This is a genomic window from Leeia oryzae DSM 17879 (genome assembly GCF_000376945.1).
Classification (GTDB): Bacteria; Pseudomonadota; Gammaproteobacteria; order Burkholderiales; family Leeiaceae; genus Leeia; species Leeia oryzae.
Map to the genome: position 1 here is coordinate 382,839 of NZ_AQXU01000025.1, position 24,777 is coordinate 407,615.

Below are 24,777 nucleotides of genomic sequence, written 5' to 3' on the forward strand. Positions count from 1 at the left end.
ATCAGTCGAAGTGCCGGTGCACCATGTCGGCCATCAGCGACTTGATCTCCTCCTCTGAGGCACCCGCCAGCCGTTGGAAAATCGCGGGCGCCATGTCGACAAACCGGGCCAGCAACGCCGGGTCGAAGTGCGTACCGGCGCCTTCACGCAATACCTGCAAAGCCGCCTCCAGACTCATGGGGGCTTTGTAGGGACGCTTCGAGCACAGGGCATCAAACACATCCACGATGGCAAATATCCTTGCCGGCAGCGGAATGGCCGTGCCGGATTCACCTTTGGGATAACCGCTGCCATCCCATTTCTCATGATGCGAGGCCACCACGTGCTTGGCGCCATCCAGCCAGCCCGCGCCGCTAATGATCTCTTCGCCCATGTTGACGTGGGTACGCATGATCTGCATTTCTTCATCGGTCAGTTTGCCGGGTTTCAGCAAAATGGCATCCGGCACACCGATCTTGCCGGCATCGTGCAGAAAACTGCCCGCAATCAATGCCTGCATGTCCGAGCCATGCACGCCAGTGGCCTCTGCCAGCTTGGCGGCCATCCAGGCCACCCGGTAATTATGGATGCCGGTGTCGGAATCTCGTCTGGCAATGGCGCGACCGAGCGCTTCCATCATCGACAAGTGAGAAGTAAGGATTTCCTGGGCTTTGTGCTCGTTTTCTCGGTTCAGGCGGATGACCACCGGGTACAAAATCCCCCCGCATAGCAATGAAGCCAGCCCGACCATCAGCGCAACACTAAACGCATCATCCCGTATCTGGGCATTTTGCCACTCGGGCACCAGGCGCACCCCTTCAAAATAACCGTAGGGAATGCTGCCGGTCCGCTCTAGCGGGACAAATACCCTGAGCGTCCATAAACCATCCGGCAGATGGCGGCTTTCATAATAGGGCTTGGCATATTGCGGTGCCGTATGATGCGGCAGCAGTGCCTCCAGCCGCTCGCCGTCATCGGTTTTGCCTTCTGCCAGCTTGGCCCCTTTGACATCATAGATTTCGGCTATTTCGAAAAGCCCCCCGGTCAAGGAATGCGCGGCTTCCGTCGCGTGCCTTTTGACATCCTCTGGCCCATGCAAGGGAATGCCCGGCTGATGCATCAGCAAGCGATGACTTTCCTCCATTGCAAACTCCACCAGATTTTCTTCTGCGTTCTCGCGCGCCACATACCACGCCAGTGGGCTGGCAATACAGGCCAGCAACAGGGAGATTCCTGCAATCTGCAAGGCGACTTTTTTGTGGAATGACAGTATCAAGGGGAAACCTTTATTACCCGGGCTGAATCAGTGACAGTACCAGCATAGCAGATCGCAAATATTGAGCTACTGCAAACCATTGAGCTGCGGCCACTATCAGGCCGTTGAGGGCTCGACCGGCAAGGCATTACCGGTTTTGACCTCTTTCAGCGAAAAGCTGGAGTTGATTTCCTTGATACCGGGCAATGAGCGGATGGTCTTGCGGGCAAACTCGCCAAAGCTTTGCAGGTCGCGCGCCACAATCTGCAGCAGAAAGTCGTATTGTCCCGAAATATTGTGACAGGAAATGACCTCCGGGATATGGCGGACCGTTTCTTCAAACTGGGTGCACAGTTCGGCACTGTGGTTTTCCATCATGATATGCACAAAGGCCGTCACGCCCCACCCCAGTTGCTCGGCATTGAGCCGGGCATGATAGCCCTCAACCACCCCTTCTTCTTCGAGGCGCTTGAGGCGCCGCCAGCACGGCGATGCGCTCAGCGAAATGCGCTCGGCCAGCTCAGCCGTCGTCAGTCGGGCATCCTGCTGGATTTCCTGCAGTAGCCGCAGGTCCAAGCGGTCCAGCTCGATTGAGGCATGATTTTTCACTTTAACCACCTTTAGCAGAATTTATTACCCCAATATAACCAATTGGCACATCCATATGCAAACCTATTCCAACAAGCAAAACATAAAATACCTCATACCTTTTACCGTATCGGGGATGAAATGGCACACCAAGGCACCCTAGCACCCACCTTACCCAAATGGCCGGGATATGTTTCGATGCTGGTCACGCTCGGCATCTGGACCGGATTCGCCCTGAGCATTCGTGCCATTGGCAAATCCCCGCTGGCACCAGCTGACGTGGCGCTACTGCGGTTTGGCATCCCGGGCCTGTTGTTGTTACCGCTACTGAAGCAGCGCTGGGCCGAGATTCGCAAAGTCCCTGCGCGCTATATGCTCATGATTCTGGCGGGCGGCGGATTACCGTTCTTCTTTGCCGCCGCATGGGGAGGGGCTGCCACCTCTACCGCGTATGTCGGTGCACTGGTGGCCGGCACCGCGCCCTTGTTTGTGACCCTGTTTGGCGTCTTGCTGTTCCGCCAGACTGTCACCCGCCATCGCGTCTTGGGCTTGCTGTTCATTCTGGGCGGTATTGCGGCACTGCTCTGGCAGCAACTGACCCACCTGCAAAGCCATGTCCTGAGCGGCGCCTTATACCTGCTAGGTGCCAGTGCCCTATGGGGGATTTACACGCTGGGCATCCGCAAATCCGGTCTGGACGCCTTGAGCTGCAACCTGCTGCTGTGCACGCCCTCCTTCCTGATGATCTGCCTGTTGCTGCTCAGCGGTGCCGTACCGACGCATCTGGGACATTTTTCGCTGCACAGTGCCCTGCCGTTCATTTTGCTGCAAGGCGTGGGGGTTGGCCTGATTGCCGGTTTTTCGTATGGCTTTTCCATCAGCAAGCTGGGAGCCGAAAAAAGTGCCCTGATCGGCTCCCTGACGCCGGCACTGGCCACCCTGTGCGCCATACCGTTGATGGGCGAACCGGTGACAGCCACCATCATGGCCGGCATCTTGTTGATCACCGCGGGCGTCGCCGTCGCCAATCTGACCTTTTCACGCAAAGGAGCACAACATGCTTGAGTTCATTCAGCCAGCCCAGCCGGACCCGTTGTGGGCGATGTTGTCGGCTTATCGTGCAGACCTGCGTACCGATAAACTGGACCTGATTGTCGGGGTGTATCGGGACGAGCACGGACAGACCCCGACGCTGCGGGCGGTACAGCAGGCAGAAACCCTGCTGGCCAGCGAAGGGGACTCCAAAAGCTACCGCGGACTGACCGGCAACGACGCCTTTAATCAGGCCATGACCCACCTGCTGTTGCCGCCAGCCCTGCATCCGCGTACCACCACCGTGCAAACGGTTGGCGGTACCGGTGCGCTACGGCTGTTGTGCGACATGATTGCCAGCATCCACCCTGACGCCACGTTATGGATCAGCAACCCGGGCTACATCAACCATGAGCCGATTGCCCGCAAAGCGGGGCTGCAGGTGCGCCACTATCCGTACCTGGACCCACATGGCGCGCTTAACGAAGCGGCCATGCTGGATAGATTGGCACAGGCCAAACCGGGTGATGTGGTCCTGGTGCATGGCTGTTGTCACAACCCGAGCGGCGTAGACCTGAGCGCAGACCAGTGGGCAACCCTGAGTGCCTTCTTGCAAGAAAAACGGCTGGTTCCCCTGATCGATATTGCCTATCTGGGCTTGGGGAATGGACTGACCGCCGATACGACCGGCTTGCGACACATGGCAGAAACGCTGGATGAGGTGCTGATTGCGGCCAGTTGCTCGAAAAATCTGGGGCTGTATTGCGAACGTACCGGATGCGCCATGGTAATAGGCAAATCGCCGACTGCACGTACCCATATCCAGTCCCTGCTGGAGAACCTGGCGCGCAGCAATTATTCCATGCCGCCAGACCACGGGGCGGCCGTGGCTGCACGCATCATGCATACCCCGGCGCTCAACGCCCTATGGATGGACGAACTGGAGCAGATGCGCCTGCGCATCCGGCAGTTGCGACATGCACTGACCGACCAGATTGCCGCATTGGGGGATTACCCTGCTCTGGCGGCGATTCGCCATCACAAAGGGATGTTCTCATTGCTGCCGTTTGACAAGCCGCAGATGCAGCAGTTACGGCGTGAGTTCGGGATTTATGGGACAGATGCAGGACGCATCAATCTGGCGGGACTAACAGAAAAGAACCTGCCGTATCTGGCGCAGGCACTGGTCAGCACCTTGCACACCGATGCGCTGGATCAGGAAATGGTTTCGTAAAGCTCGAGGGGCAAACCGTCCGGATCGGCAAAAAAGGTGAAGCGAGCCCCGGTATAGGGGTCTACCCGTGTGGTTTCAACAGCCACGCCCGCATGCGTCAGGCGGGCAATGGCCATATCCAGATCATCCACACTGAAGGCCAGATGGCGCAAACCGCTGGCCTCCGGGCGGGACACACGGGCAGGCGGATTGGGAAACGAAAACAGCTCGACCTGTCCGCCATCCGGCAATAGCAAATCCAGCTTCCAGGAGTCCCGGTCTGCCCGGTAGTTTTCGGCAATCACGGCCAGCCCCAGCAGTTCGGTATAAAAATGCCTGGAAACGGCGTAATCGCTGACGATAATGGCCGCGTGGTGGATACCGGTCAGCATCAGTCGTCAATGGCCCCGGTTTTTTCAGCCGCGTAAGGGTCAGCAAACCCAAGATCTGCCAGCAGGCGGGTTTCCAGCCCTTCCATTTCCTCAGCTTCTTCATCTTCCAGATGATCGAACCCCTGCAGATGCAACATGCCGTGCACCAGCAGATGGGCGTAATGGGCTTCCAGGGTTTTGCCCTGGTCGGCAGCCTCTTTGGCCACCACCGGTGCGCACATGACAATGTCGCCCATCACAGGCAAACCTTCGATGACTGGCATGTCGTCGTCAAAGGTAAACGTCAGCACATTGGTCGCGTAATCCTTGCCACGATACTCATGGTTCAGCGTACGTCCCTCTTCTTCATCGACGATACGCAGCGTGACTTCAGCCACCAGCGGCGGTAGCAGCGCCGCTTTGGCGATCTTGCGGAAAAACTCACGCCCAGGCAGGCCGGCTTGCGGTACCTGGTATTGAATGGTCAGTTCCAGTGCGGACTTTGCCATGTTATGGGTTCCTTTGCTGACGGTAGCGTAGCAGCTCGGTGGTCAGCCATGCACGACTGGTCTGCTCTGCTTTGTTGGGGCAGTGCACCAGATAGGGCTGGCCGGTGATGGAGCTGGCTGACGCCGTATATGTAATGAAATCTTCGGCACGTTTGACCCTGCCAGAGATGTAGGTGTATTTGCTGGCCAAATGCTCGCTGGCTTTGTCTGCGGCATACGATGTCCCGTTACGGACAAACGTGCAGCCGGAGGCAGCAACAAAAGTCAGCAGATGCTGGACTTCCTGTGTGACGACCGACTCTGCCGCCTGCGCGGGCGACGCCAGCAGCAGTACGGCAATCAATCCGGTCAAGCGCCATGGAGCGGGGTTCATGTGTGCCTTTGCAACCGGCTAATGTCCGGATGCCAGTTTGTGTGCATCGTACGCCTGGATGATCCGCTGTACCAGCGGATGACGTACCACGTCCTCGGCGAGGAACTGATGGAACGAGATGCCACGCACATCGTTCAGGATGTACTTGACCTCGATCAGACCGCTTTTCTGGCGACGGTCCAGGTCAATCTGGGTCACGTCACCGGTGACGACAGCCTTGCTGCCAAAGCCGATACGGGTCAGGAACATTTTCATCTGTTCCGGAGTAGTGTTTTGCGCCTCGTCCAGAATGATGAACGAATGATTGAGCGTACGGCCGCGCATGAACGCGAGCGGTGCAATTTCGATCTGATGCCGCTCGAAGCATTTCTGCACCTTATCATAGCCCATCAGGTCATACAACGCATCGTAAAGCGGGCGCAAATACGGATCGACTTTCTGCACCAGATCCCCCGGCAGAAAGCCCAGCTTTTCGCCAGCCTCCACCGCCGGACGCACCAGCACCAGCCGTTTGACCTGATCGCGCTCCAGTGCATCTACGGCACTGGCAACGGCCAGATAGGTTTTGCCGGTACCGGCTGGCCCGATGCCAAAGGTAATGTCGTGATTCTGGATGGCACGCAGGTATTCGGCCTGACGCGGGGTACGTCCGCGCAAGTCCGGACGCCGGGTCAGCAGCACCGGAGAGGCGGCATCCGGGCCCGACAAATCCGGCCGCAGCGTCTCGATGATGCCCAGCTGGACTTCCTCGATCTCGATCGGCCGGCCGGCACGAGCATACAATGCCTGCAGCAACTCGATGGTCTGGGCAGTTTTGTCCGGCGCACCTTCCACCGAAAACTTCTCGTTGCGCCGGGTAATCTGCACCCCGATGCCGTTCTCTATCTGACGCAGATTCTCATCCAGCGCACCGCACAGATGCGCCAGCTTCAGGTTGTCTACAGGCGTAAATGCCAGATCTAATATGGCCAACAGGTGTCTTTCTTATAACTGTCTATGACGCAATCGGTTTACCCGGTCGCACCGTTTACTCGGCAACCACCACTTCCCCGCGCAGGGTGTTCGGGTTGGCGGCGGTAATGCGCACGTCGATGAACTGGTTGATCAGGCGCGGGTTGCCCGGGAAGTTCACGATACGGTTGTTTTCTGTCCGTGCCGAAAGTTCTTCGCTGTTCTTTTTACTGATGCCTTCGACCATGACGCGCTGAACCGAACCCACCATGCTGTCGCTGATTTCGCGCGCCATCTGGTTGATACGGGTTTGCAAACGGGCCAGACGGGCCAGCTTGACGTCCTGTGGCGTGTCGTCAGCCAGGTCTGCTGCCGGTGTACCCGGACGAGCGCTGTACACAAACGAGAAGCTCTGGTCGAAACCGATTTCTTCGATCAGTTTCATGGTTTTTTCGAAATCTTCTTCGGTTTCGCCCGGGAAGCCAACGATAAAGTCAGACGACAGGCTCAGATCCGGACGGGCAGCGCGCAGTTTGCGTACCACGGATTTGTACTCCAGCGCCGTATAGCCGCGCTTCATGCCGGACAGCACGCGGTCCGAACCTGCCTGAACCGGCAGGTGCAGGAAAGACACCAGCTTGGGCAGTTTGGCGTAGCAGTCGATCAGACGCTGGGTAATTTCGTTAGGGTGGCTGGTGGTATAGCGAATACGCTCTACGCCCGGCACATCGTGCACGTACTCCAGCAGCATGGCAAAGTCGGCGATCTCGCCATCGGCCATCTTGCCACGGTAGGCGTTCACGTTCTGGCCCAGCAGGGTGATTTCCTTGACGCCCTGGATCGCCAGGCTGGCGACTTCGGTCAGCACATCGTCAAACGGACGAGACACCTCTTCACCACGGGTGTACGGCACCACGCAGTAGGTACAGTACTTGCTGCAGCCTTCCATGATCGATACATAGGCAGAACCGCCTTCCACGCGCGCCGGTGGCAGCTTGTCGAATTTTTCGATTTCCGGGAAGCTGATGTCCACCTGGGAGACACCGGTCTTGCGGCGTTCGTTCATCAGCTCTGGCAGACGGTGCAGGGTTTGCGGGCCAAACACCACGTCCACATACGGTGCACGCTTGATGATGGTGTCGCCCTCTTGCGAAGCCACACAGCCACCTACGCCGATGATCAGGTCGGGATTCTGCTGTTTCAGATGCTGGATACGACCCAGGTCGGAAAACACCTTCTCCTGCGCTTTTTCACGCACAGAACAGGTATTGAACAGGATGACATCGGCCTCTTCGGGATTATCCGTCTTGGAGAGGCCCTCGGAGACATTCAGCAGGTCGGCCATTTTGTCCGAGTCGTACTCGTTCATCTGGCAACCGAAGGTTTTGATAAAGATTTTCTTGCTCATGTGCGACCAACCTTAGGGCAACCTGCTCGACACACGGTTGCGCTACAAATACTTGATTAAATTGGTCGATTTTACCACAAGCACGAAAAGTGTCTGCCCAATTTGATGCGGGTAGGCCGGGTTGGCTTATCCGTCACGTCTTTTACACAACAGTAGCCAGAGCGTCCCGATGCAAATGGCCAGTACCGACGCCAGCAGGATACTGGCTTTGGCACTTTCCAGCATCGCCGGTGTCGGGAAGGCCAAGCCGGCGATAAAGATCGACATGGTAAAGCCGATGCCCCCCAGGCAACCGACGCCGATCAATTGCGACACGGTGGCATCCGCAGGCAGTTCGACCAGTTTGAACAAGCGAGCCAGGAGCGAAAACAGCACAATGCCGAGCGGCTTGCCCAGCACCAGTCCGCATACGATACCAGCACCCAGCGGTGATAACAGGTGGTCTGGCAGGCTACCGTGGAACACCACGCCGGCGTTGGCCAGCGCAAACAGCGGCATGATCAGAAAGCCTACCACGTGGTGCAAGTGGTTCTCCATGCGCAGCAAGGGTGGCTGTATCAGCTCGCAGCCCTCTTCCAGCCCCTTGATCACGTCAATGGCTTTGGCATCGCTCAAGAGCTTCAGCTTGTCCGGCTGCCGCTCAGCCAGATCGGCCAGCAGGCGTTGGGCCTCGCTCAAAAACATGCCGGGTGATGCCGCCTGGCGCGCCGGAATCACCATGGCAAGGGCCACGCCGGCCAGCGTGGCATGCACACCGGACTGCAAGGTGAACCACCACAGCAACACGCCCCCTAAACAGTAAAACAGCAGGCTATACACACCCAGCCGGTTGGCCACGAACAGCACCAGCAAAACCGCCAGCGCCGCCATCAGCATGCCGGTATGTAACTGACTGGTATAGAAGAAGGCAATCACCAGCACGGCACCAAGATCATCGACAATGGCCAATGCGGTAAGAAAGACTTTCAGGCCAAACGGCACCCGTCGCCCCAGCAGGGTAACTACGCCCAGCGCAAAGGCAATATCCGTGGCCATGGGCACGCCCCACCCGGAGGCGGTCGGCAACCCCTGGTTGAAATACACAAAAAACAGGGCCGGTACCAGCATGCCACCCAAGGCGCCCACCACCGGCAGTGCCGCCTTGCGCGGGGAGGCCAGCTCTCCTACCAGTAGTTCGCGCTTGATTTCCAGCCCGACCAGCAGAAAAAACAGGGCCATGAGACCGTCGTTGATCCAGAAGTGCAAGGTCTGCACGAATGACCAGTGCCCTACGCCGAGGGTGATGGTGGTATTCCACAGATGGTGGTAGCTTTCTTCATCCAGAAAGTTGACCCAGGCCAGCGCGAACAGCGTTACCAGCACCAGCAGGAAACCGCTGGCCATGGAGGACGCCATGAAGCGTTCGAACGGCGCAACAATCAGTCGCAGCAAGGCATGTTGATGGTGTTTTGGCATGATGGGTCTATGCGGTTGAGTTAGCTGCAAATCATTTTACGTGGCTTTTTTGGTTTGCGTGCAAAAACCGGTATTGCAGGTAGCACAAGCCTCGCAGCCCAAAGGCTGCGAGGCTTGATGGCAAAGCATCTGCTATAACATTGACTACATCCCCAGGTACGAAGGTAACCAAAGTGAAATTTGGGGTACGTACGTAACCAGCAACAAGAAGCAGATCATGGTCAGCAGCCAAGGCAACACGGCGACCGTCAACTCGGAAATACCCATGCGGGTGATACCGGAAGCCACATACAGGTTCAGCCCAACCGGAGGATGGCACATGCCGACCTCCATATTGACCACGATCAGAATGCCGAAGTGTACCGGATCGATCCCCAATTGCATGGCCACCGGGAACAGGATCGGCGCCATGATCAAGACAATGGAGGAAGGCTCCATCACATTACCTGCCAGTAGCAGCAAGATATTGACGAACAGCAGGAAGGCAATCTTGCCCAAACCCTGACCAATCATCCAGCCTGCCAACGCCTGTGGAATGTTTTCACTGGTCATCAGGTAAGAGAACAGTGCAGCATTGGTGATGATATACAGCAGCATTGCACTCATGTTGGCCGAGTCCAGCAATACCTTGGGAACCCGTTTGAGCGACATGTCCTTGTAGACAAAAACAGCGATAAAGAAAGCATATACCGCACTCATGGCAGCCGCTTCGGTCGGTGTGAATTTGCCGCTGTAAATACCACCTAGCACGATCACGATCAGTGACAATCCCCAGAAGCTCTCACGCAAGGCTTTGCCACGCTCTGCCCAGGTTGCCTTCGGCATGCGCGGGTAATCATGTTTGCGGGCCAGATTCCAGGTGGTTAGCCCCAAAAACAGCGCCAGCATCAGACCCGGAATCACGCCAGCCATGAATAACTTGCCAACCGATGTATTGGTGGCTACCGAGTACATAACCATCACGATGGAAGGAGGAATCAGAATACCCAACGCCCCGCTCGTGGTAATCACGCCAGCACCAAATCCTTTGGGAAAGCCCTGCTTGACCATGGCAGGCAGAATCAATCCGCCAATGGCAACCACGGTGGCCGGACTGGAGCCGGAAACGGCAGCAAACAAGGCGCATGCCATCACGCCCGCCAACCCCAGGCCTCCGTGCCAATGTCCTACGAGTGACGTTGCAAAGTTGATCATTCTTTTGGCCACCCCCCCATGTGTCAGGAAGTTACCCGCAAGAATAAAGAAAGGAATGGCCATGATTTCGAATTTCTCGATACCGGTAAACAGTTTTTGGGCAACCACTGTCATGGGGTCATTCGAGAAACTGAAGAAAAATGTTAATACCGTCAACCCGAGTGAGATCGAGACCGGCATCCCGGTCAACATCAGGATGATCAGGATAGTGAGAATAATCAGCGCACTCATGCTTGGTCTCCTTGCTTGCCGTGCTTCATGTCTTGCGGGACCAGATTCGCTTCATCCAAAATGTCTTCCATTCCCTCTACATGGCCGTGGTCATGTTTTGGCAACTCACCGGTCTTGATGAAACTCACCAGCACTTGCAAGAATCGGAAACACATCAGGGAAGAGCCCAGCGGAATGGCCAGATAAATAATCCACTGTGGCCATTCGAGCACTTCGGTGGTTGAACCGCTTTCACGCACATGAAAGACCAGTTCGGCCCCCATGGTCGCAATGATGCTGGTAAACAGAGCCCCAGCCCCAAGTCCCAACAGGACAAATTTCTTGCGGTTTTTGTCAGACAGGCGGTTGATCAGTACATCAACCCCTACATGAATGCCAGTGCGCACGCCATAGGCTGCGCCAAACTTGGCCATCCATACGAACATGATGATGCAAAGCTCCTGCGCCCAGCTTACGTCAAGCTGAATAAAGTAGTCCTGGATGCCCATCCAGGCCACACCTGACAGAAATCGTTGCAGCACCGCCATAAAAATGATCGCGGTTGCACCAGCCATCAGAAACGCAATGAATGTTTCTTCCAGCTTATCTAGCCATTTCATGACTGCCTCCTCTAATAGGTTTTCTTGAACACACCAGACCATGAGGAAAAAGGAGCCCGCCTGAGCGGGACTCTAACTCCCGGACTGGCCCCCACGTTGAAAGTGTCCAGCCCGAAATCTGACGTCAAGGCACGTAACGGCATGGGTCAGACAGACATCCGGTACCATGCTGTTTTGTGCATGATGGGATTGTGCGGAAAGACGCAGGCCAGGACTATTGGGGAAATCCTGTTGGGGAAACCCCGTATTTCCTTTTAGAAACAGGCCTTGGTGCAGAGAAAAACCGGTGAAAGGTTTCCTTGAAAATTGAAAATAAGCATCTAGAATTTAAATGGCAATTTCATAATACGGGTCATCCGGCAATGGCCGATATCCGTGATGACAGATGTCACAGGCCCCCACCTTTGTACGATCTGGCACGACAGACTCACATATTGATTCACCCGTATTCTTAAACACAGGCTATAGCATCATGGTATTTATTGCGGCAGATGAAGCTTCGGGGGCGTATTACCGGCACGTGTCATGGAAAGACATGCAACACGCCCGTGCGAGCGTCCGCTTCCTGGCCATTTGGGTCTTGTGTACCGTCTTGAGCATCGCCCTCGGGCTGGCCTCGGTGCACTACAACTGGTACGGGATTCCGGTGCACTTTGGCGGGGCCAATCTGCTGCTGTCCATTTATCCGCCGCTGACCATCTGCTCGCTGCTGGCGCTGTGGTTCGGTTTCTGGTGGGGGGCCATACCAGCCTACCTGGCAACATTCTGCCTGTCGATCTATTTCCATATGGCGCCGGGCTGGGCCGCCATTTTCGCCCTGTCAGACCCGCTGGCATTTGCCGTTTTTGTCGTGGGTTACCGGGCGACCTCGGCGTCCCTGCATTTGCGTAGCCTGGACACCTTGCTGTCGTACACCATCCTGCTGTTTCTGGGCGGGGTACTCAGCAGCGTCGGGACCTTTATCTGGAGCTATACCGGACACCTGCCCCCCCAAGCAACATTTGACCTCTGGCAAGGCTGGTGGGTAGGTTATGTGGTGCAATCCCTGCTGGTCAGCGCCCCCATCCTGGCCCTGTTCAGCCAGCGGGTCTGCCAGTGGCGAGACCGGGAGTTCCCCGCCAATCAATATACCAAGATCAAAAGCCAGCAGGCTGTCATCTTGTCCGTCATCATGCTGCTGGGTGGTGTCTACCTGTTCATAGCCCTGTCTGTACGGCTCAGTCGCAACATCATTCACGATACCGGCAGGGAAACCTTACAACACTTGCTGGAAGACCAGCATCTGCTAGAAGCCATGTCGACAGCCGTGTATCTGGTGCTGGGCATCCTGTTTTTTGCCCTGACCTATCTTGGCTACCATCTGGTGATGAACTGGAGCCGCAAATTGCAGCAAGCGATTCTGGACGCAGAACTCGCTACGCAGGCCAAGTCCGGTTTTCTGGCCAGAATGAGCCACGAGATACGCACGCCGATGAACGCCATTATCGGGCTGTCGGAACTGGCACTGCAAAAAGCCTCGGATACCCGCCAGAAAGATTACCTGACCAAAATCAGGGCTTCTTCTGACATCCTGCTCAGCCTGATCAATGACATTCTGGATTTCTCCAAATCCGATGCCGGCAAACTGCAACTGGAAGCACGGATATTCCGGCTGGAAGACAGCCTTGGGCGTATCTGCGACCAGATTGCGCTCAAAGCCAACGAAAAAGGGCTGGATTTGTTCATCGAGGTATCACCGGAAGTGCCGGTGCAACTGGTGGGCGACAAGCTCAAGCTGGAACAGGTCCTGCTGAACCTGCTCAGTAACGCCACCAAGTTTACCGCCAGCGGCAATATAACCCTGCGCGTCAACCCGGTCAGCACAGATGCACAGGAGATTGAACTGTTGTTCCGGGTGACGGATACCGGCATCGGCATTCCCGCCGCCCGGGTGAATGCCCTCTTCCAGCCATTTACCCAGGTAGACGAGTCAATCACACGCCACTATGGCGGCACTGGCCTTGGACTGGCCATCTGCCGCCAGATCGTGAACGCCATGGGTGGCCGCATCTGGGTAGAAAGCAAAGAAGGAGAAGGCAGTACCTTCTACTTTACCGTGCGTGCCGGACTACCGGAACTCGATGCGGAATCCTCGGCCATTCCGGCCAACCGGCAGGCAGCCCTGACGGGGAAAACCGCCATCCTGACCTTCCAGCAGGCCGAACTGCAGTACAACCTGACCAAATATCTCGGCCAGTTCGGCATACAGGTCATACTAAACAATACCTTGCACGATACGCTGGAACAGATTGATGCCGGGCATCTGAACGCGGATATCCTGATTGCGGATCTGGATAACCGGAGCACCACTGAACTCCGGCAACTGAGCCACTTGCAGCAAGCAAATGGCTCACCGCTGCCGGTCCTGTTGCTGGCCGCTCCGTTCAGCACCTCGGTCGATCTGGAGCTCCCAGACATCCAGCAACAGCACGTGCGGGTTCTGAGTACGCCGCTACTGCCGGGCCGGCTGTATGTCGCCCTGTGCTCGTCGCTGGTACAAGAACAGTTCACAGGCCGACGACTAGCCGACAAGCAAAGCGCATTTTCTGGCACGATCAGCGATGAATATCGTCACCTCTACAAGCGCCGCGTGCTGGTGGTGGAAGACGACCCGATCAACAGCCAGATTGCCGAAGAATTGCTGCATGCTGTCGGTGCCTATGTCGATACCGCCAGCAATGGTACCGAAGCATTGCACAAGGTAAAAAATACCACCTACGACATGGTGCTGATGGATATCCACATGCCCGTCATGGATGGCATCACGGCGGCACAATATATCCGGAAGTCGGGCGACCTTTCCCTGCCCATCATTGCGCTGACCGCCCATTCACTGCAAGAAGCCCAGGACGTCCTGGCAGACTCCGGCATGGATGATGTACTGAGCAAACCGTTTCTGCCAGCCCAGCTTTACAGCATCATGGCCAAGCACCTGAGTGACCGCCCCGCCCGGGCGTCCGATACGGCCCCCGCAGATATCGTACTGACGGGTGATGCATCGTTCCAGTTACCAATCCTGCCGGGCATTGACCTGCTCAAAGGACAGAAAACCGTGGGCCTCAAGCCGGACCGCTATCTGAATATCCTCAAGAAGTTCAATCACCACCATAGCAATACCGCCAGCGACCTGCGACTTGCCTTTGCCGACAACAACCTGAAGGAAGTCCACCGCCTCGCTCACTCGCTGAGGTCGGTCGGACGTTCCATTGGTGCAGACCGGTTGCACCAGACCGCTTCAGCGCTGGAAATCGGCGCGGCCAACAACCAGGTAGAGGAAGACATGGTCAACGATCTGGCCATGGCGCTGGAAGAAGCGCTGGTCTCGCTCTCCAAACTGGAAAATGCATGATGCATACTGGATAATCATTTGACATCATGCCATGATGAGCAACCTCGGCATGTTTGCTGACTGATTATCCATTCCAGAAGGAGTTCTGCATGAAGTCATACGGGATCGTATCACTGTCGCTGGTATCAGCCTTTGCATTGCACGCTCACACGGCAGCAGCCAGTACACTCAAGGTCGACCTTGGGTCTGCAGACCGGGTGACGGCGCTCTTCTCCTATCCTAACTGTCAGACCGAATGCCCGACACCGGCCCCCACCCTGACGGATACCGTGGCCCATTACCTGCAGCAAAGTGTCGTTCGGGATGGCTACCCGTCCGCCACCGTAAACGTCACGCAGGAGGGCACCGAGGTGTACGCCAATCTGACCGGCGTTGATGACAATTACGGACAAGCGATACAGAACTTTCTTGCCGCAGGTGATCTCGGTTACGCAGGCGCCAACAACATCAAGCAAGCCGGCTTATGGCAAAGTGACTGGTACTTTTTCCTGCCGCTGGGCCTGGCCATGCAGAACCATCCAACGGTAGAGCTGCTGCACTTCCCGCCTGAATCCGTCATGTTCAAGACGCAGGACTACCTGAACAACCCGACCACCAATCGCTGGGCCGATCTGCTGGTGGCCAACGGAGTACAAAAAACACAAACGGACGCTTACCAGACCATCGTGGATATCGCCCCGATTGCCGCCCCCTCCAACGCGGGCAGCTCATTCACTGGTATTTATAGTTACTTTACGCCTTACATCCAGAGTCTGCTGGGCACCTGGACGGCCAATCCGCCCTCAGTCCAGGCAGGCAAGCCAATGGTCGCTTTTGGCGCACCGGCACGCGACTGGGTAGTAAACCAGTACAAACTCCCTTCGCTGGATGTCTTGCAGCTGGGCAGCATTCCGGTCACACAGGGACAGCCGGCCATTCCGGTGCTGGGCAGCAATCATCCAAGCTATATCTGGTATGCATCTGATCCCAAAAATTACGGTGGCGACATGAACAAGGCCAATGCCGCCGGGTTTACCGTCATGGAGCAAGACCTGACCGCCGCCTGCTGGCAGGCACAAATGGGGCAGGCACCGGCCAGCGACCCTACCCAGACGTTGAGCCAATGCGAGACTACCTGGATGAAAACCCAGGTGCTGCAGGCTTGCGAAATGTTCTTCGAGTCGATCCGCAATATGACCGAGGCCGAGGCCCTGGCAGAATGCGTGATTATTCCGCCTAATCTGCCGAACCTGCCGCAAAGCCCTGCGCTGTAACAGCCGCCAAAGAAAAAGGGCAACCCTCATTTGAGGGTTGCCCTTTTTTAACGGGATGTACCGGCTTACAGCTTGGCAGGATCAAACCCGGTTTCTTTGTAAATCTGCTTGACCAGATCCAGACCAACCCGGTCATCCATCTGGCTGTGAACTTTGACAAGCGCTTTCTTCATTTCGTTGCGCTCTGCCGCTGTTGGCACATACACGGTAGTTTTACCGGAGGCCTTGACGGCCGCCAAAGCCTTGTCGTTCTCTTCCTTGGCAATCTTGTTGCCAAAGTCGGTTGCCTGTTTCACGGACACATCCACAATGCTCTTCAGGTCGGACGGCAGGCCATCATAAAACTTTTTGTTGATGATCAGCGCATAGCCCAGATAACCGTGGTTGGTCAGTGTCAGGTGTTTTTGCACCTCATGCATTTTCTGGGTATAAAAGTTGGACATCGGGTTTTCCGTGCCGTCCACCACGCCGGTCTGCAGCGCCTGATACACCTCGGAGAACGCCATCACCTGGGGGTTGGCACCCAGGGCACGCATCTCGGCATCCAGCACCTTGGATGCCTGGATACGCATTTTCAGGCCCTTATAATCGGCAACGGTATGCAACGGCTTGTTGGCGCTCATCTGTTTCAGGCCGTTGTCCCAGAAGGCCAGACCGGTAATGCCTTTGGCTTCCAGTTTCTTTAGCATGCTCTGCCCGATAGGACCCTGGGTTACTTTATGGACTTCATCGTAGTTGTCAAACAGGAACGGCAGGTCGAAGACTTCGAACTCTTTCACGCCCAATGGGCCAAATTTGGCCAGGCTAGGGGCCAGCATCTGCACCGATCCCAGCTGCAATGCTTCGAGCTCCTCCTTGTCCTTGAACAGCTGGCTGTTAGGATACACCTCAACCTTGATGCGGCCTTTGCTGCGTGACTCCACTTGCTTCTTGAAGTATTCCGCGGCCTGCCCTTTGGGCGTATCGATCGCCACCACATGACTGAATTTAATCACGATCGGGTCTGCCATGGCGGTCAGGCCGCCAAATACTGCACCCGCAACCAATAATGCTTTCAATGTCCAGGAGGTCTTCATCTCTGTTTTCCTTTAAAGTAACTACCAAGGTTTACCTTTGGCGTCAAAAGTCGTTCACGATCCAGATCGCCGACTTCTCGTTGTATTGCAAAGACTTGCAGGTGCCAGACCAGTTTTTGCCTTGCATGATCACTTTTTACCGGAAGCCATCATGCACGCCTATTGGGGAAATCTTTATCAGGGAAAACCGCAATAGCCAACCCTTGCATTTTGCATCAAGGTAAGATGATGATGGGGTTACCATCATGATACTGATTCACACCTAGAGAACCCGACATGCGCGTCAGACCCTGGCGATTCCATACCCGCTGGCTGTGGGCCATGCCCAACATGGTCATTTTGCTGTTTCTGGCAGCCGTAATCGGCTTTGTGGTGCTGTTTCGCCTGAACGAATACCGTAGCCGGCAGGAAAGCCTGATCGAAGATGTGCTGTGGCAGGAGCAAGCCTTGCGCCTGCAAGTGCAAGGGCAACAAAACCAGTTGGCGGACCTGACCAAAGCCACCGTAAGCGAATATATCTCCCAGCCAGTGTTTCTGGCACGCAGCCAGTTTCTCCAGAATGATAATCCTGAACTGACTGGCATTATCTGGCTGGACAGAGCACATCATGCGGTCTGGTCCTCTCCTCCTTCCAGTCACAGGTTGCAAAATGGCTGGTTGCAGACACCGGAGGTTCAGGAAGGTTTGCGCCGCGCCCGGTTGATGGCACGCCCGGTCTACAGCCCGCCGCTGGTCCAGGCCAATCAGGATGCCCTGATCTTTCTGGTCATCCCGGCCTACCAGGGCACCAAACCAGCCGGTACCATGATAGCGGCGTTCTCGCTGAAGACCATCCTCAAGCAGCACGTACCGTGGTGGATTGCCCGCAAGCACCAGATCAGTATCGAAACCATCTCCGGCAAGCTATTGGCCGCCCGGTTTGACCAGTCCCTGCCGCCATCAGACATTACCCACGATCTGGAACTGGAACCGTTTGGCGATGGCATCCGCCTGCGGGCCACCAGCTATCAGACCAGCACGCCGCAACTGCAAAATACCTTGCTGATTGTGGTCAGTGCGCTGGCCATGATCATGCTGTGGTCGTTATGGACACTAAAGCGTCATATGCAGCAGCGCCGCGAGGCCGAGCTGGCCTTGCGCCAGGAAATGGGCATGCGCCGTGCCATGGAAGACTCCATGGTCAGCGGCATGCGCGCCATGGACATGAACGGCAACATCATCTATGTCAACCGCGCGTTTTGCAACATGGTAGGCATGCCGGCCGAGGAACTGATCGGGCATCATGCACCGATGCCTTACTGGCCGCCGGAAGAAGACGAAGCCTGCCGGGCCGTATACAAGGATGTGCTGGTACATCAGAATCCGTCCAAAACCGGCTACACCCTGCGCTTCATGCGCAAGAATGGTGAACGCTTTGATGTACGGGTGTATTACTCACCGCTGATTGACGGTCAGGGTAAGCAGACCGGGTGGATGGGCTCCCTGTATGACATCACCGAACTCAAACGGGAGCGTGAGGCGCTGAGTGCCTCCCAGGAGCGCTTTGTGACGGTGCTGAACGGACTGGATACCGCCGTCAGCGTGGTGGATACCGAGTCCCGCCAGCTGCTGTTTACCAACCACAATTTCCGTACCCGCTTCCTGTTGACAGAAAGCGAGACCCCGCTGTGCGTCATCCCCTTGCTACCGGCACAGGGGCAACATCAGGAAACACAGGAAGGCGAATTTTGGGATGCGATCAATCAGCGCTGGTATCACATCCAGCGGCGCCAGACCATCTGGGTGGATGGCCGGGCCGTCTGGCTGGAAATCGCGACGGACATCACCGATACCCGCCTGGCCAGCGAGCGGGAACGTCAGCATGCCGAGCGGTTGCAGCATTCTTCCCGCCTGATCAGCATGGGGGAAATGGCCTCCAGTCTGGCGCATGAGCTAAACCAGCCGCTCGCGGCCATTTCCAGCTACAGTACCGGCTGCCTGAACCTGCTTGCGCAACCCGCCCCCAATCTCGACCTGATCCGTCAGGCCATCGAGAAAACCGGCGAACAGGCTCAGCGTGCGGGACATATCATCCGCGGCATCCGTGACTTTGTGCAGCGGAAAGAACCCAACCTGCGCCCTTGTCAGCTCGATACCCTGATAGACAACGTGCTGGCCTTGCTGGATGTAGAACTGCGACACGCCGGTGTACGCATCAAGCGCCAGCAACACCCCTTGCCGGACATTCCCGTCGACCGTGTCATGATCGAACAGGTCTTGTTCAATCTGGTGCGCAATGCGGTCGATGCCATGACGGACACCCCTCGGGAAATCCGCTCGATGACGCTGGATGTCCATGAACAGGACGGCATGGTCGAATGCCGGATCATTGATCGTGGCTGCGGCCTGAACCAAATGCAGAAGGAGCAGCTCTTCAAGCCTTTTTACACCACCAAACAGCACGGACTGGGCATGGGGCTGAACATCTGTCGCAGCATTATTGAGTACCATCATGGCCGGCTCTGGGTGGAAGACAACCCCGAAGGCGGCTGCCAGTTCATTTTCGTTTTGCCGGTCGATGCCGGCACTGACACCGGACCACACGCATAAGGAGCGCGTCACCGTATAATCCCCAGCAGAGACTTGCCACAGCATCAAGACATAACGGTCAGCCCCCCACAACATCCATTAGATCAGGGGGTAATACGAGAAAACCGTGGAGAACAAGAGATGAGCACGACACAGACACGTCAGATCGCCATTGTGGACGATGATGACGCCATTCGGGATGCGCTGTCCTGGCTGTTTGCCAGCCGCGGACATCAGGTCCTGACCTTTGCATCGGCAGAGTTACTGCTGGCTGATGCTGACCCGACCCGTTTTGGTTGCCTGCTGCTGGATTTACGCATGCCCGGCCTCAGCGGCCAGCAACTGTTTACCCAGCTAAAAGCACAAGCTTATTGCCCGCCGGTGATTTTCCTCACCGGTCACGGAGACGTGCCCATGGCCGTGCAAGCGCTCAAGCAAGGGGCCATGGACTTTATCGAGAAACCGTTTAACGACAACCAGCTGGTCGATCTGGTCGAAAAAGCCCTGATGCAGGATCAGACCCTGCGCCAGCAATGGGTCATGCAGCACCAGATCAGTGAACGACTGGCCAGCCTGACCCAGCGCGAAACCGAAGTCATGCACCTGATCCTGGCCGGAAAACTCAACAAGATCATTGCCGACGAACTCAATATCAGCATGAAAACCGTCGAAGTACACCGGGCCCGCATTCTGGACAAGATGGGGGTCAAATCGGCTGTCGAACTCGCCTCTCTGATGAAGGAGGCATGAGCGGCAAGGGCCACAAATGCCCGGGGGCGCATGCGGTACGCCACCGTTACCACCCCGGCGAGCCACCCTCTCCATGCACTGAACTTTTTATCCTTTGGCAACTCAAAACCTACCTGAATCATCGTGTTGCCATATGCCCGGCCATGCCGGGGCAGTTCATTTGGAGGAAGGTGCACATCATGGAAAAAGACACACGCCCTACATCTAAAACGTGGTTAGGCGGTCTGGTTCTGGTCGCTGCCGGTGCCGGCGCGGGGTATCTCTTTCATGCCAGTTCACAGGCCAATGCCCTGCCTGCACAAACCACGGTTACCACGTCCGTTGCGTCACTCCATAACGCGGCCAGCATGCTGCTGCCGGACTTCACCAAAATCGTTGCAGAGCAAGGGCCGGCCGTTGTTAACGTCAGCGTATCCGGTACGGTCAAAGCATCGGATACAGACAATAATCCGTTTGCCGATGGCGACCCGTTTGGCGAGCTCTTCAAGCGCTTCCAGCTACCGTCTCCGGAGCAGCGCACACCGGTACATGGCCTGGGCTCTGGATTTATCGTCAAAGACAACGGCATCGTCCTGACCAATGCCCATGTGGTGGCGGATGCAGATGAAGTGATCGTCAAACTGACGGACAAACGGGAGTTCAAGGCCAAAGTGCTGGGGGTCGACAAACTGTCGGATGTGGCTGTGCTCAAGATTCCGGCCACCCATCTGCCAACCGTCAAGCTCGGAGATACCGCCAATGTCCGGACCGGCGAATGGGTAGCCGCCATTGGCGCGCCTTTCGGGTTCGAGAACAGCGTGACGGCGGGCATTGTGTCGGCCAAATCCAGATCGTTGCCGGATGAAGGGTACGTTCCCTTCCTGCAAACCGATGTAGCCATCAACCCGGGTAACTCGGGTGGGCCACTATTTAACCTCAACGGCGAAGTGATCGGCATCAACTCGCAGATCTACAGCCGAAGCGGCGGTTACCAGGGCTTGTCGTTTGCCATCCCGATTGATGTGGCCATGAAGGTGGAGCAGCAACTGGTGAATACCGGTAAAGTCAGTCGGGGCAAATTGGGCGTCACCATCCAGCCGGTGACGCAAGAACTGGCCAAGTCGTTTGGCTTGCCAGCCCCTGAAGGCGCACTGGTCCGGTCTGTCGAAAAAGACAGTCCGGCTGAGCGTGCCGGACTGGAAGCGGGTGACATCATTCTGAAGTTCAATGGCAGCAAGATCGACCAGTCCGAGCAGCTGCCGGTCCTGGTGGCGGGAACCGCACCTAACAGCAGCGCCACGCTGAGCGTCTGGCATCAGGGCAAAGAAAAGCAGTTGACACTGAAAGTCGGTGAACTGAAAACCCAGACAGCTGCAGCAGAGGCCGCACCGACTAGCAAGCTGAAGCTTGGGCTCATGTTGCGGCCGCTGTCGCCACAAGAGTCCAAAGAAGCCGGTACGCGTGATGGGCTGGTAGTAGAAGATGTGACCAATGGCCCCGCCGCCAGAGCCGGGATCACCCCCGGGGACATCATCCTGTCCGTCAACGGGGTGAAAACGGCTTCTGTCGATGACCTGAAAGCCGAAATGGACAAGCGTAAAGGCCATCTGGCCTTGCAAATCAAACGGGGCGAAGAGGTTCTGTTTGTCCCGGTCAATGTGGGTTAAGGCACGCTGCAGGGCATGCCCTCCGGTATGCCCTGCAGCCTCTCAGGCCGTTGTCCCCTGCTCGCACGACATCTCGTGCTCAAAGAAGGTAATCCGGTTCTTTCCGCTGATTTTGGAATGATACATGGCAGTATCTGCCTCGCTGAGGACTTGCTCGACCGTCAGATGGCTCTGGTTGAACAAGGTGATGCCAATGCTGGGGGTAATTGAGTACTCATGGGTCATGAGGTGGTACTTTTCATTCAGTACCCGCTGCAATTGCCGGGCAATACTGAGGGCACTTGCCTGCGCCTCTTCCTTATTCGCAGACAGATTGTCCAGCAAGATGACAAACTCGTCCCCCCCAAAGCGGGAGGCCTGGCATCCTGCATATTCCAGTACCTGATTGATGCGATTGGCAATTTCAGACAGCAGCAAGTCACCGGACCGGTGCCCCAGTGTGTCATTGAGCGTCTTGAAGTTATCAATATCCACGAACATGACAGCACAGTGCTTGCTTATGGTTGCCAGATCATGGATCGCTTTCTGGATAAAGGACAACATAAGCCTCCTGTTGGGCAAATTGGTCAATTGGTCAAAATAAGCCAGATTGGCAATCTTGTCTTCACGCTCTTTATTGTCGGTGTTGTTCAGCAAGCTGCCGATCATCCGTAGCGGGGCACCGGTCTCCGTTCGCTTGACCACCCGTCCACGGTCAATTACCCACAGATATCGGCCACTGGCATGCCGCATCCGGTGCTCGGACTGATAGTCCCCATTCCCTTCCAGGCAGTGAGAAATTTTTTGCAGCACACGGTCTTTGTCGTCCGGATGAATCAGGTCTTTGAAGATGTCCACATGATGAAACAGATAACCGTCTTCAAGACCGAGAATGCGGCACCAGGCTTTGTTATGCATGACCAGCGACTGCCGGATATCCCAGTCCCATACTCCTTCACCGGTCGCCTCCATCACAAAACCCAGACGCTCTTCGCTTTCCCTTAATGCTGTTTCGGCAATTTTTCGGTGATTGATATTGCGATAAATCCCTTGGATATACCGGGATGTCGTCACGGTGTTATACACGGATTTGCCATAGATATTGCACCAGACCCAATTACCGTCACTGTCCAGTATTCGCACGTCCATATCGATCAAGCCGGATTCACCGGCAGTCACTTTCTGGGCGGCTAGATAAAGCGGGGTCACATCCTCAGGATGGCAGATATTTTCCCAATGGGTAATAAACAGGCTGTCATCATGATTTCTCATGATATCCAGCCCTGCCAGCTGGTTGAAAAACACCTGGTCATCCGTCAGTGACCACTCCCAGATACCTTGGTCGGCGGATGCCAGCGACAGTTCAAGGTATTTTTTCAGACTATTGCGATTAATGTTATTTCTTATTCTTAACTTGACAATATTGGCATTAAAAGGTTTGAGGATATAATCACTCGCCCCCATATCCAGTCCAATTCGCTCATTTTCAGCATTGCTATTCGCTGTAAGGAAAATAACAGGTACATCCTGATGCTGTTTATTCAGGCGAATTCTTTTCAGAATTTCAAATCCATCCATTTCCGGCATGATGATATCCAGCAGGATAATGTCGAAATTGACTTCATTGATCAATGCTAATGCATCCTGCCCAGACACTGCGGTATACACGTCATAGTCCCGCAGTAGAATATGCGTGAGCAATTTCAGGTTGGATTCCATATCATCCACCGCCAGCACCTTGGGCCTGACCTGGGACAAAAATCCGGTAGATTGTATCTTGCCATTATCCAGCGTCATCTTGTCATTCGCTTATTCAGGGAAAGGACTTAGCGCCTTTCAATCACTTATTTGATCATTTCGTCTTTCATAAACAAACAAGAATAAAAACTAAACAAAACAATCATTTATCACTCAATTGTTTTATAAGTCAAAAAACATCATAAATAAATAGTAAAAATTCTGTTTTTCGTAGAATTAATTTACCCGTATGTAGATGAAAATCTACATACGGCTTACTCATCATCAGCACACACAAATTATTGATGCAGAATAATTTTTTCAAAAACTATTCCTTGCAAATCCCTTTTTCATGTCCTACTTTTAATGTAAATGCATTCACAAGAAATGCAGAAAATGAATTGGCATATTATCTGATTGCCATATAAAACCATGCCACACCAGCAAGGCATGATGGCTGTAGCGGCTATCTCCCGCTAATTTCTATTGTGAGTGAGTAGTAGATGAAGTACTGGATTTATGACGACATCAGCGTCATCGCCCGCGGGTTGGGCGGCATACTGAAGGACAGCAATGCAGACTGTGAAGTGACTTGCTTTTCCGAGCCAGATGAGCTGATAGTCGGGGCGGGCCAAGCAGGGCAGCAACCGGATCTGGTTTGCGTGCATCTGCATCAGCACACTGACACTGGTCAGCACCTGATCGAGCAGCTCAAACAGATGAAACCGGCCTTGCCACTGATTGCCTACAGCATCCATCCGGAAGAACAAGTGGCCAAGCAGTTGTTCAGGGCCGGGGCCAATGCCTATCTGGATTTAAAATACCTGCATCTGGATTTACCGTTTGCGGTGGCTGCGGCGCTGAAAGGGCGCAGTTACCTTTCGCAAAACCTGGCAGGATGGCTGGTGTCTGACCTTTCCGGCAAACGCACCAAAAAGCCGCACGAGCATCTGTCAGAAAGGGAATTCAATGTATTCAGCCTGATTGTTTCCGGCTACCCGATCAAGAAAATCTCTGACAAGCTCAATCGCAGCCCCAGCACCATCAGCACCTACCGTAAACGCATCCTGACCAAGATGGACATGAAATCCAATGCAGAATTGATCAATTATGCGTTCAGGAACAAGATTTTCTGACTGGTTATCGGCCACAGCCACGGGCAGCCGAAGACCATTCCGTCTTCGGCCAGTCGATCACTAAGCGTCCATTATCCATCCGCGTG

General features: G+C 55.4%; 20 protein-coding genes. 8 read left to right on the forward strand and 12 right to left on the reverse strand.

Annotation, left to right across the window (positions count from 1 at the left end; genetic code table 11):
• Position 1 precedes the first annotated feature (1 nt).
• Together F552_RS0115265 and F552_RS0115270 are read right to left on the reverse strand one after the other, a co-directional pair.
• On the reverse strand, positions 2 to 1,255 hold the full coding sequence (locus F552_RS0115265; protein WP_018152632.1) for an HD-GYP domain-containing protein: 1,254 nt from the start codon (positions 1,253 to 1,255) through the stop codon (positions 2 to 4).
• A gap of 96 nt (positions 1,256 to 1,351) precedes the next feature.
• Positions 1,352 to 1,843 (reverse strand): Lrp/AsnC family transcriptional regulator, encoded by a 492-nt coding sequence (locus tag F552_RS0115270; protein ID WP_018152633.1) that lies wholly within the window; start codon positions 1,841 to 1,843, stop codon positions 1,352 to 1,354.
• A gap of 177 nt (positions 1,844 to 2,020) precedes the next feature.
• On the opposite strand from F552_RS0115270, the gene F552_RS0115275 reads away from it, so the two are divergent.
• Positions 2,021 to 2,887, forward strand: a complete 867-nt coding sequence (locus tag F552_RS0115275) for a DMT family transporter (protein ID WP_018152634.1) — start codon at positions 2,021 to 2,023, stop codon at positions 2,885 to 2,887.
• Complete coding sequence (locus F552_RS0115280) at positions 2,880 to 4,088, forward strand: amino acid aminotransferase (protein ID WP_018152635.1); 1,209 nt, start codon at positions 2,880 to 2,882, stop codon at positions 4,086 to 4,088. The genes F552_RS0115275 and F552_RS0115280 overlap by 8 nt, the downstream gene beginning before the upstream one ends.
• Here the strand turns inward: F552_RS0115280 and gloA2 are convergent.
• The 8 genes from gloA2 to F552_RS0115320 all read right to left on the reverse strand — a co-directional run bounded on the left by gloA2 (position 4,070) and on the right by F552_RS0115320 (position 11,158).
• A complete protein-coding gene (gene gloA2, locus F552_RS0115285) occupies positions 4,070 to 4,459 on the reverse strand; it encodes an SMU1112c/YaeR family gloxylase I-like metalloprotein (RefSeq protein WP_018152636.1) in 390 nt (129 codons plus the stop codon). The two genes, F552_RS0115280 and gloA2, sit on opposite strands and share 19 nt — an antisense overlap.
• Complete coding sequence (gene ybeY, locus F552_RS0115290; protein WP_018152637.1) at positions 4,459 to 4,947, reverse strand: rRNA maturation RNase YbeY; 489 nt, start codon at positions 4,945 to 4,947, stop codon at positions 4,459 to 4,461. The genes gloA2 and ybeY overlap by 1 nt, the downstream gene beginning before the upstream one ends.
• Before the next feature lies 1 nt (position 4,948).
• Positions 4,949 to 5,320 (reverse strand): DUF5329 family protein, encoded by a 372-nt coding sequence (locus F552_RS0115295; protein WP_018152638.1) that lies wholly within the window; start codon positions 5,318 to 5,320, stop codon positions 4,949 to 4,951.
• An 18-nt stretch (positions 5,321 to 5,338) separates the two neighbouring features.
• Complete coding sequence (locus F552_RS0115300) at positions 5,339 to 6,292, reverse strand: PhoH family protein (protein WP_018152639.1); 954 nt, start codon at positions 6,290 to 6,292, stop codon at positions 5,339 to 5,341.
• Between the two features lie 55 nt (positions 6,293 to 6,347).
• On the reverse strand, positions 6,348 to 7,679 hold the full coding sequence (gene miaB, locus F552_RS0115305; protein WP_018152640.1) for a tRNA (N6-isopentenyl adenosine(37)-C2)-methylthiotransferase MiaB: 1,332 nt from the start codon (positions 7,677 to 7,679) through the stop codon (positions 6,348 to 6,350).
• 126 nt (positions 7,680 to 7,805) lie between these two features.
• Positions 7,806 to 9,134, reverse strand: coding sequence for a Na+/H+ antiporter NhaA (gene nhaA, locus F552_RS0115310; RefSeq protein WP_018152641.1), 1,329 nt, complete (start codon positions 9,132 to 9,134; stop codon positions 7,806 to 7,808).
• A 144-nt stretch (positions 9,135 to 9,278) separates the two neighbouring features.
• A complete protein-coding gene (locus tag F552_RS0115315; RefSeq protein ID WP_018152642.1) occupies positions 9,279 to 10,559 on the reverse strand; it encodes a TRAP transporter large permease in 1,281 nt (426 codons plus the stop codon).
• A complete protein-coding gene (locus F552_RS0115320) occupies positions 10,556 to 11,158 on the reverse strand; it encodes a TRAP transporter small permease (RefSeq protein ID WP_018152643.1) in 603 nt (200 codons plus the stop codon). The genes F552_RS0115315 and F552_RS0115320 overlap by 4 nt, the downstream gene beginning before the upstream one ends.
• 472 nt (positions 11,159 to 11,630) lie before the next feature.
• Between F552_RS0115320 and F552_RS0115325 the strand changes: the two genes are divergently transcribed.
• Positions 11,631 to 14,546, forward strand: a complete 2,916-nt coding sequence (locus tag F552_RS0115325; RefSeq protein ID WP_026182794.1) for an ATP-binding protein — start codon at positions 11,631 to 11,633, stop codon at positions 14,544 to 14,546.
• An 89-nt stretch (positions 14,547 to 14,635) separates the two neighbouring features.
• Complete coding sequence (locus F552_RS0115330; protein WP_018152644.1) at positions 14,636 to 15,799, forward strand: hypothetical protein; 1,164 nt, start codon at positions 14,636 to 14,638, stop codon at positions 15,797 to 15,799.
• 65 nt (positions 15,800 to 15,864) lie between these two features.
• On the opposite strand, the gene F552_RS0115335 is transcribed toward F552_RS0115330, so the two are convergent.
• Positions 15,865 to 16,875 (reverse strand): TRAP transporter substrate-binding protein, encoded by a 1,011-nt coding sequence (locus F552_RS0115335; RefSeq protein ID WP_018152645.1) that lies wholly within the window; start codon positions 16,873 to 16,875, stop codon positions 15,865 to 15,867.
• Between the two features lie 276 nt (positions 16,876 to 17,151).
• Between F552_RS0115335 and F552_RS0115350 the strand changes: the two genes are divergently transcribed.
• From F552_RS0115350 to F552_RS0115360, 3 genes are all read left to right on the forward strand, one after another.
• Complete coding sequence (locus F552_RS0115350; RefSeq protein ID WP_018152646.1) at positions 17,152 to 19,464, forward strand: PAS domain-containing sensor histidine kinase; 2,313 nt, start codon at positions 17,152 to 17,154, stop codon at positions 19,462 to 19,464.
• 120 nt (positions 19,465 to 19,584) lie between these two features.
• Positions 19,585 to 20,193, forward strand: coding sequence for a response regulator transcription factor (locus tag F552_RS0115355; RefSeq protein ID WP_018152647.1), 609 nt, complete (start codon positions 19,585 to 19,587; stop codon positions 20,191 to 20,193).
• Positions 20,194 to 20,372: 179 nt separating this feature from the next.
• Positions 20,373 to 21,839, forward strand: coding sequence for a DegQ family serine endoprotease (locus F552_RS0115360; protein ID WP_026182796.1), 1,467 nt, complete (start codon positions 20,373 to 20,375; stop codon positions 21,837 to 21,839).
• Positions 21,840 to 21,881: 42 nt separating this feature from the next.
• On the opposite strand, the gene F552_RS0115365 is transcribed toward F552_RS0115360, so the two are convergent.
• The gene (locus tag F552_RS0115365) at positions 21,882 to 23,615 is read right to left on the reverse strand and encodes a GGDEF domain-containing response regulator (protein WP_018152649.1); all 1,734 of its coding nucleotides are present in this window, start codon (positions 23,613 to 23,615) and stop codon (positions 21,882 to 21,884) included.
• 443 nt (positions 23,616 to 24,058) lie between these two features.
• Here F552_RS0115365 and F552_RS0115370 point away from each other — a divergent pair, with 443 nt between their 5' ends.
• Positions 24,059 to 24,691 carry a LuxR C-terminal-related transcriptional regulator gene (locus F552_RS0115370; protein WP_018152650.1) on the forward strand — a complete coding sequence of 211 codons (633 nt, stop codon included), beginning with the start codon at positions 24,059 to 24,061 and terminating at the stop codon, positions 24,689 to 24,691.
• Positions 24,692 to 24,777: the final 86 nt, after the last annotated feature.

Coding starts and splice junctions, on each gene's coding strand:
- F552_RS0115275 (WP_018152634.1), top strand. CDS start 2,021: ATGCTGGTCACGCTCGGCATCTGGACCGGATTCGCCCTGAGCATTCGT.
- F552_RS0115280 (WP_018152635.1), top strand. CDS start 2,880: ATGCTTGAGTTCATTCAGCCAGCCCAGCCGGACCCGTTGTGGGCGATG.
- gloA2 (WP_018152636.1), bottom strand. CDS start 4,459: ATGCTGACCGGTATCCACCACGCGGCCATTATCGTCAGCGATTACGCC.
- ybeY (WP_018152637.1), bottom strand. CDS start 4,947: ATGGCAAAGTCCGCACTGGAACTGACCATTCAATACCAGGTACCGCAA.
- F552_RS0115295 (WP_018152638.1), bottom strand. CDS start 5,320: ATGAACCCCGCTCCATGGCGCTTGACCGGATTGATTGCCGTACTGCTG.
- miaB (WP_018152640.1), bottom strand. CDS start 7,679: ATGAGCAAGAAAATCTTTATCAAAACCTTCGGTTGCCAGATGAACGAG.
- nhaA (WP_018152641.1), bottom strand. CDS start 9,134: ATGCCAAAACACCATCAACATGCCTTGCTGCGACTGATTGTTGCGCCG.
- F552_RS0115315 (WP_018152642.1), bottom strand. CDS start 10,559: ATGAGTGCGCTGATTATTCTCACTATCCTGATCATCCTGATGTTGACC.
- F552_RS0115320 (WP_018152643.1), bottom strand. CDS start 11,158: ATGAAATGGCTAGATAAGCTGGAAGAAACATTCATTGCGTTTCTGATG.
- F552_RS0115325 (WP_026182794.1), top strand. CDS start 11,631: ATGGTATTTATTGCGGCAGATGAAGCTTCGGGGGCGTATTACCGGCAC.
- F552_RS0115330 (WP_018152644.1), top strand. CDS start 14,636: ATGAAGTCATACGGGATCGTATCACTGTCGCTGGTATCAGCCTTTGCA.
- F552_RS0115335 (WP_018152645.1), bottom strand. CDS start 16,875: ATGAAGACCTCCTGGACATTGAAAGCATTATTGGTTGCGGGTGCAGTA.
- F552_RS0115350 (WP_018152646.1), top strand. CDS start 17,152: ATGCGCGTCAGACCCTGGCGATTCCATACCCGCTGGCTGTGGGCCATG.
- F552_RS0115355 (WP_018152647.1), top strand. CDS start 19,585: ATGAGCACGACACAGACACGTCAGATCGCCATTGTGGACGATGATGAC.
- F552_RS0115360 (WP_026182796.1), top strand. CDS start 20,373: ATGGAAAAAGACACACGCCCTACATCTAAAACGTGGTTAGGCGGTCTG.
- F552_RS0115365 (WP_018152649.1), bottom strand. CDS start 23,615: ATGACGCTGGATAATGGCAAGATACAATCTACCGGATTTTTGTCCCAG.
- F552_RS0115370 (WP_018152650.1), top strand. CDS start 24,059: ATGAAGTACTGGATTTATGACGACATCAGCGTCATCGCCCGCGGGTTG.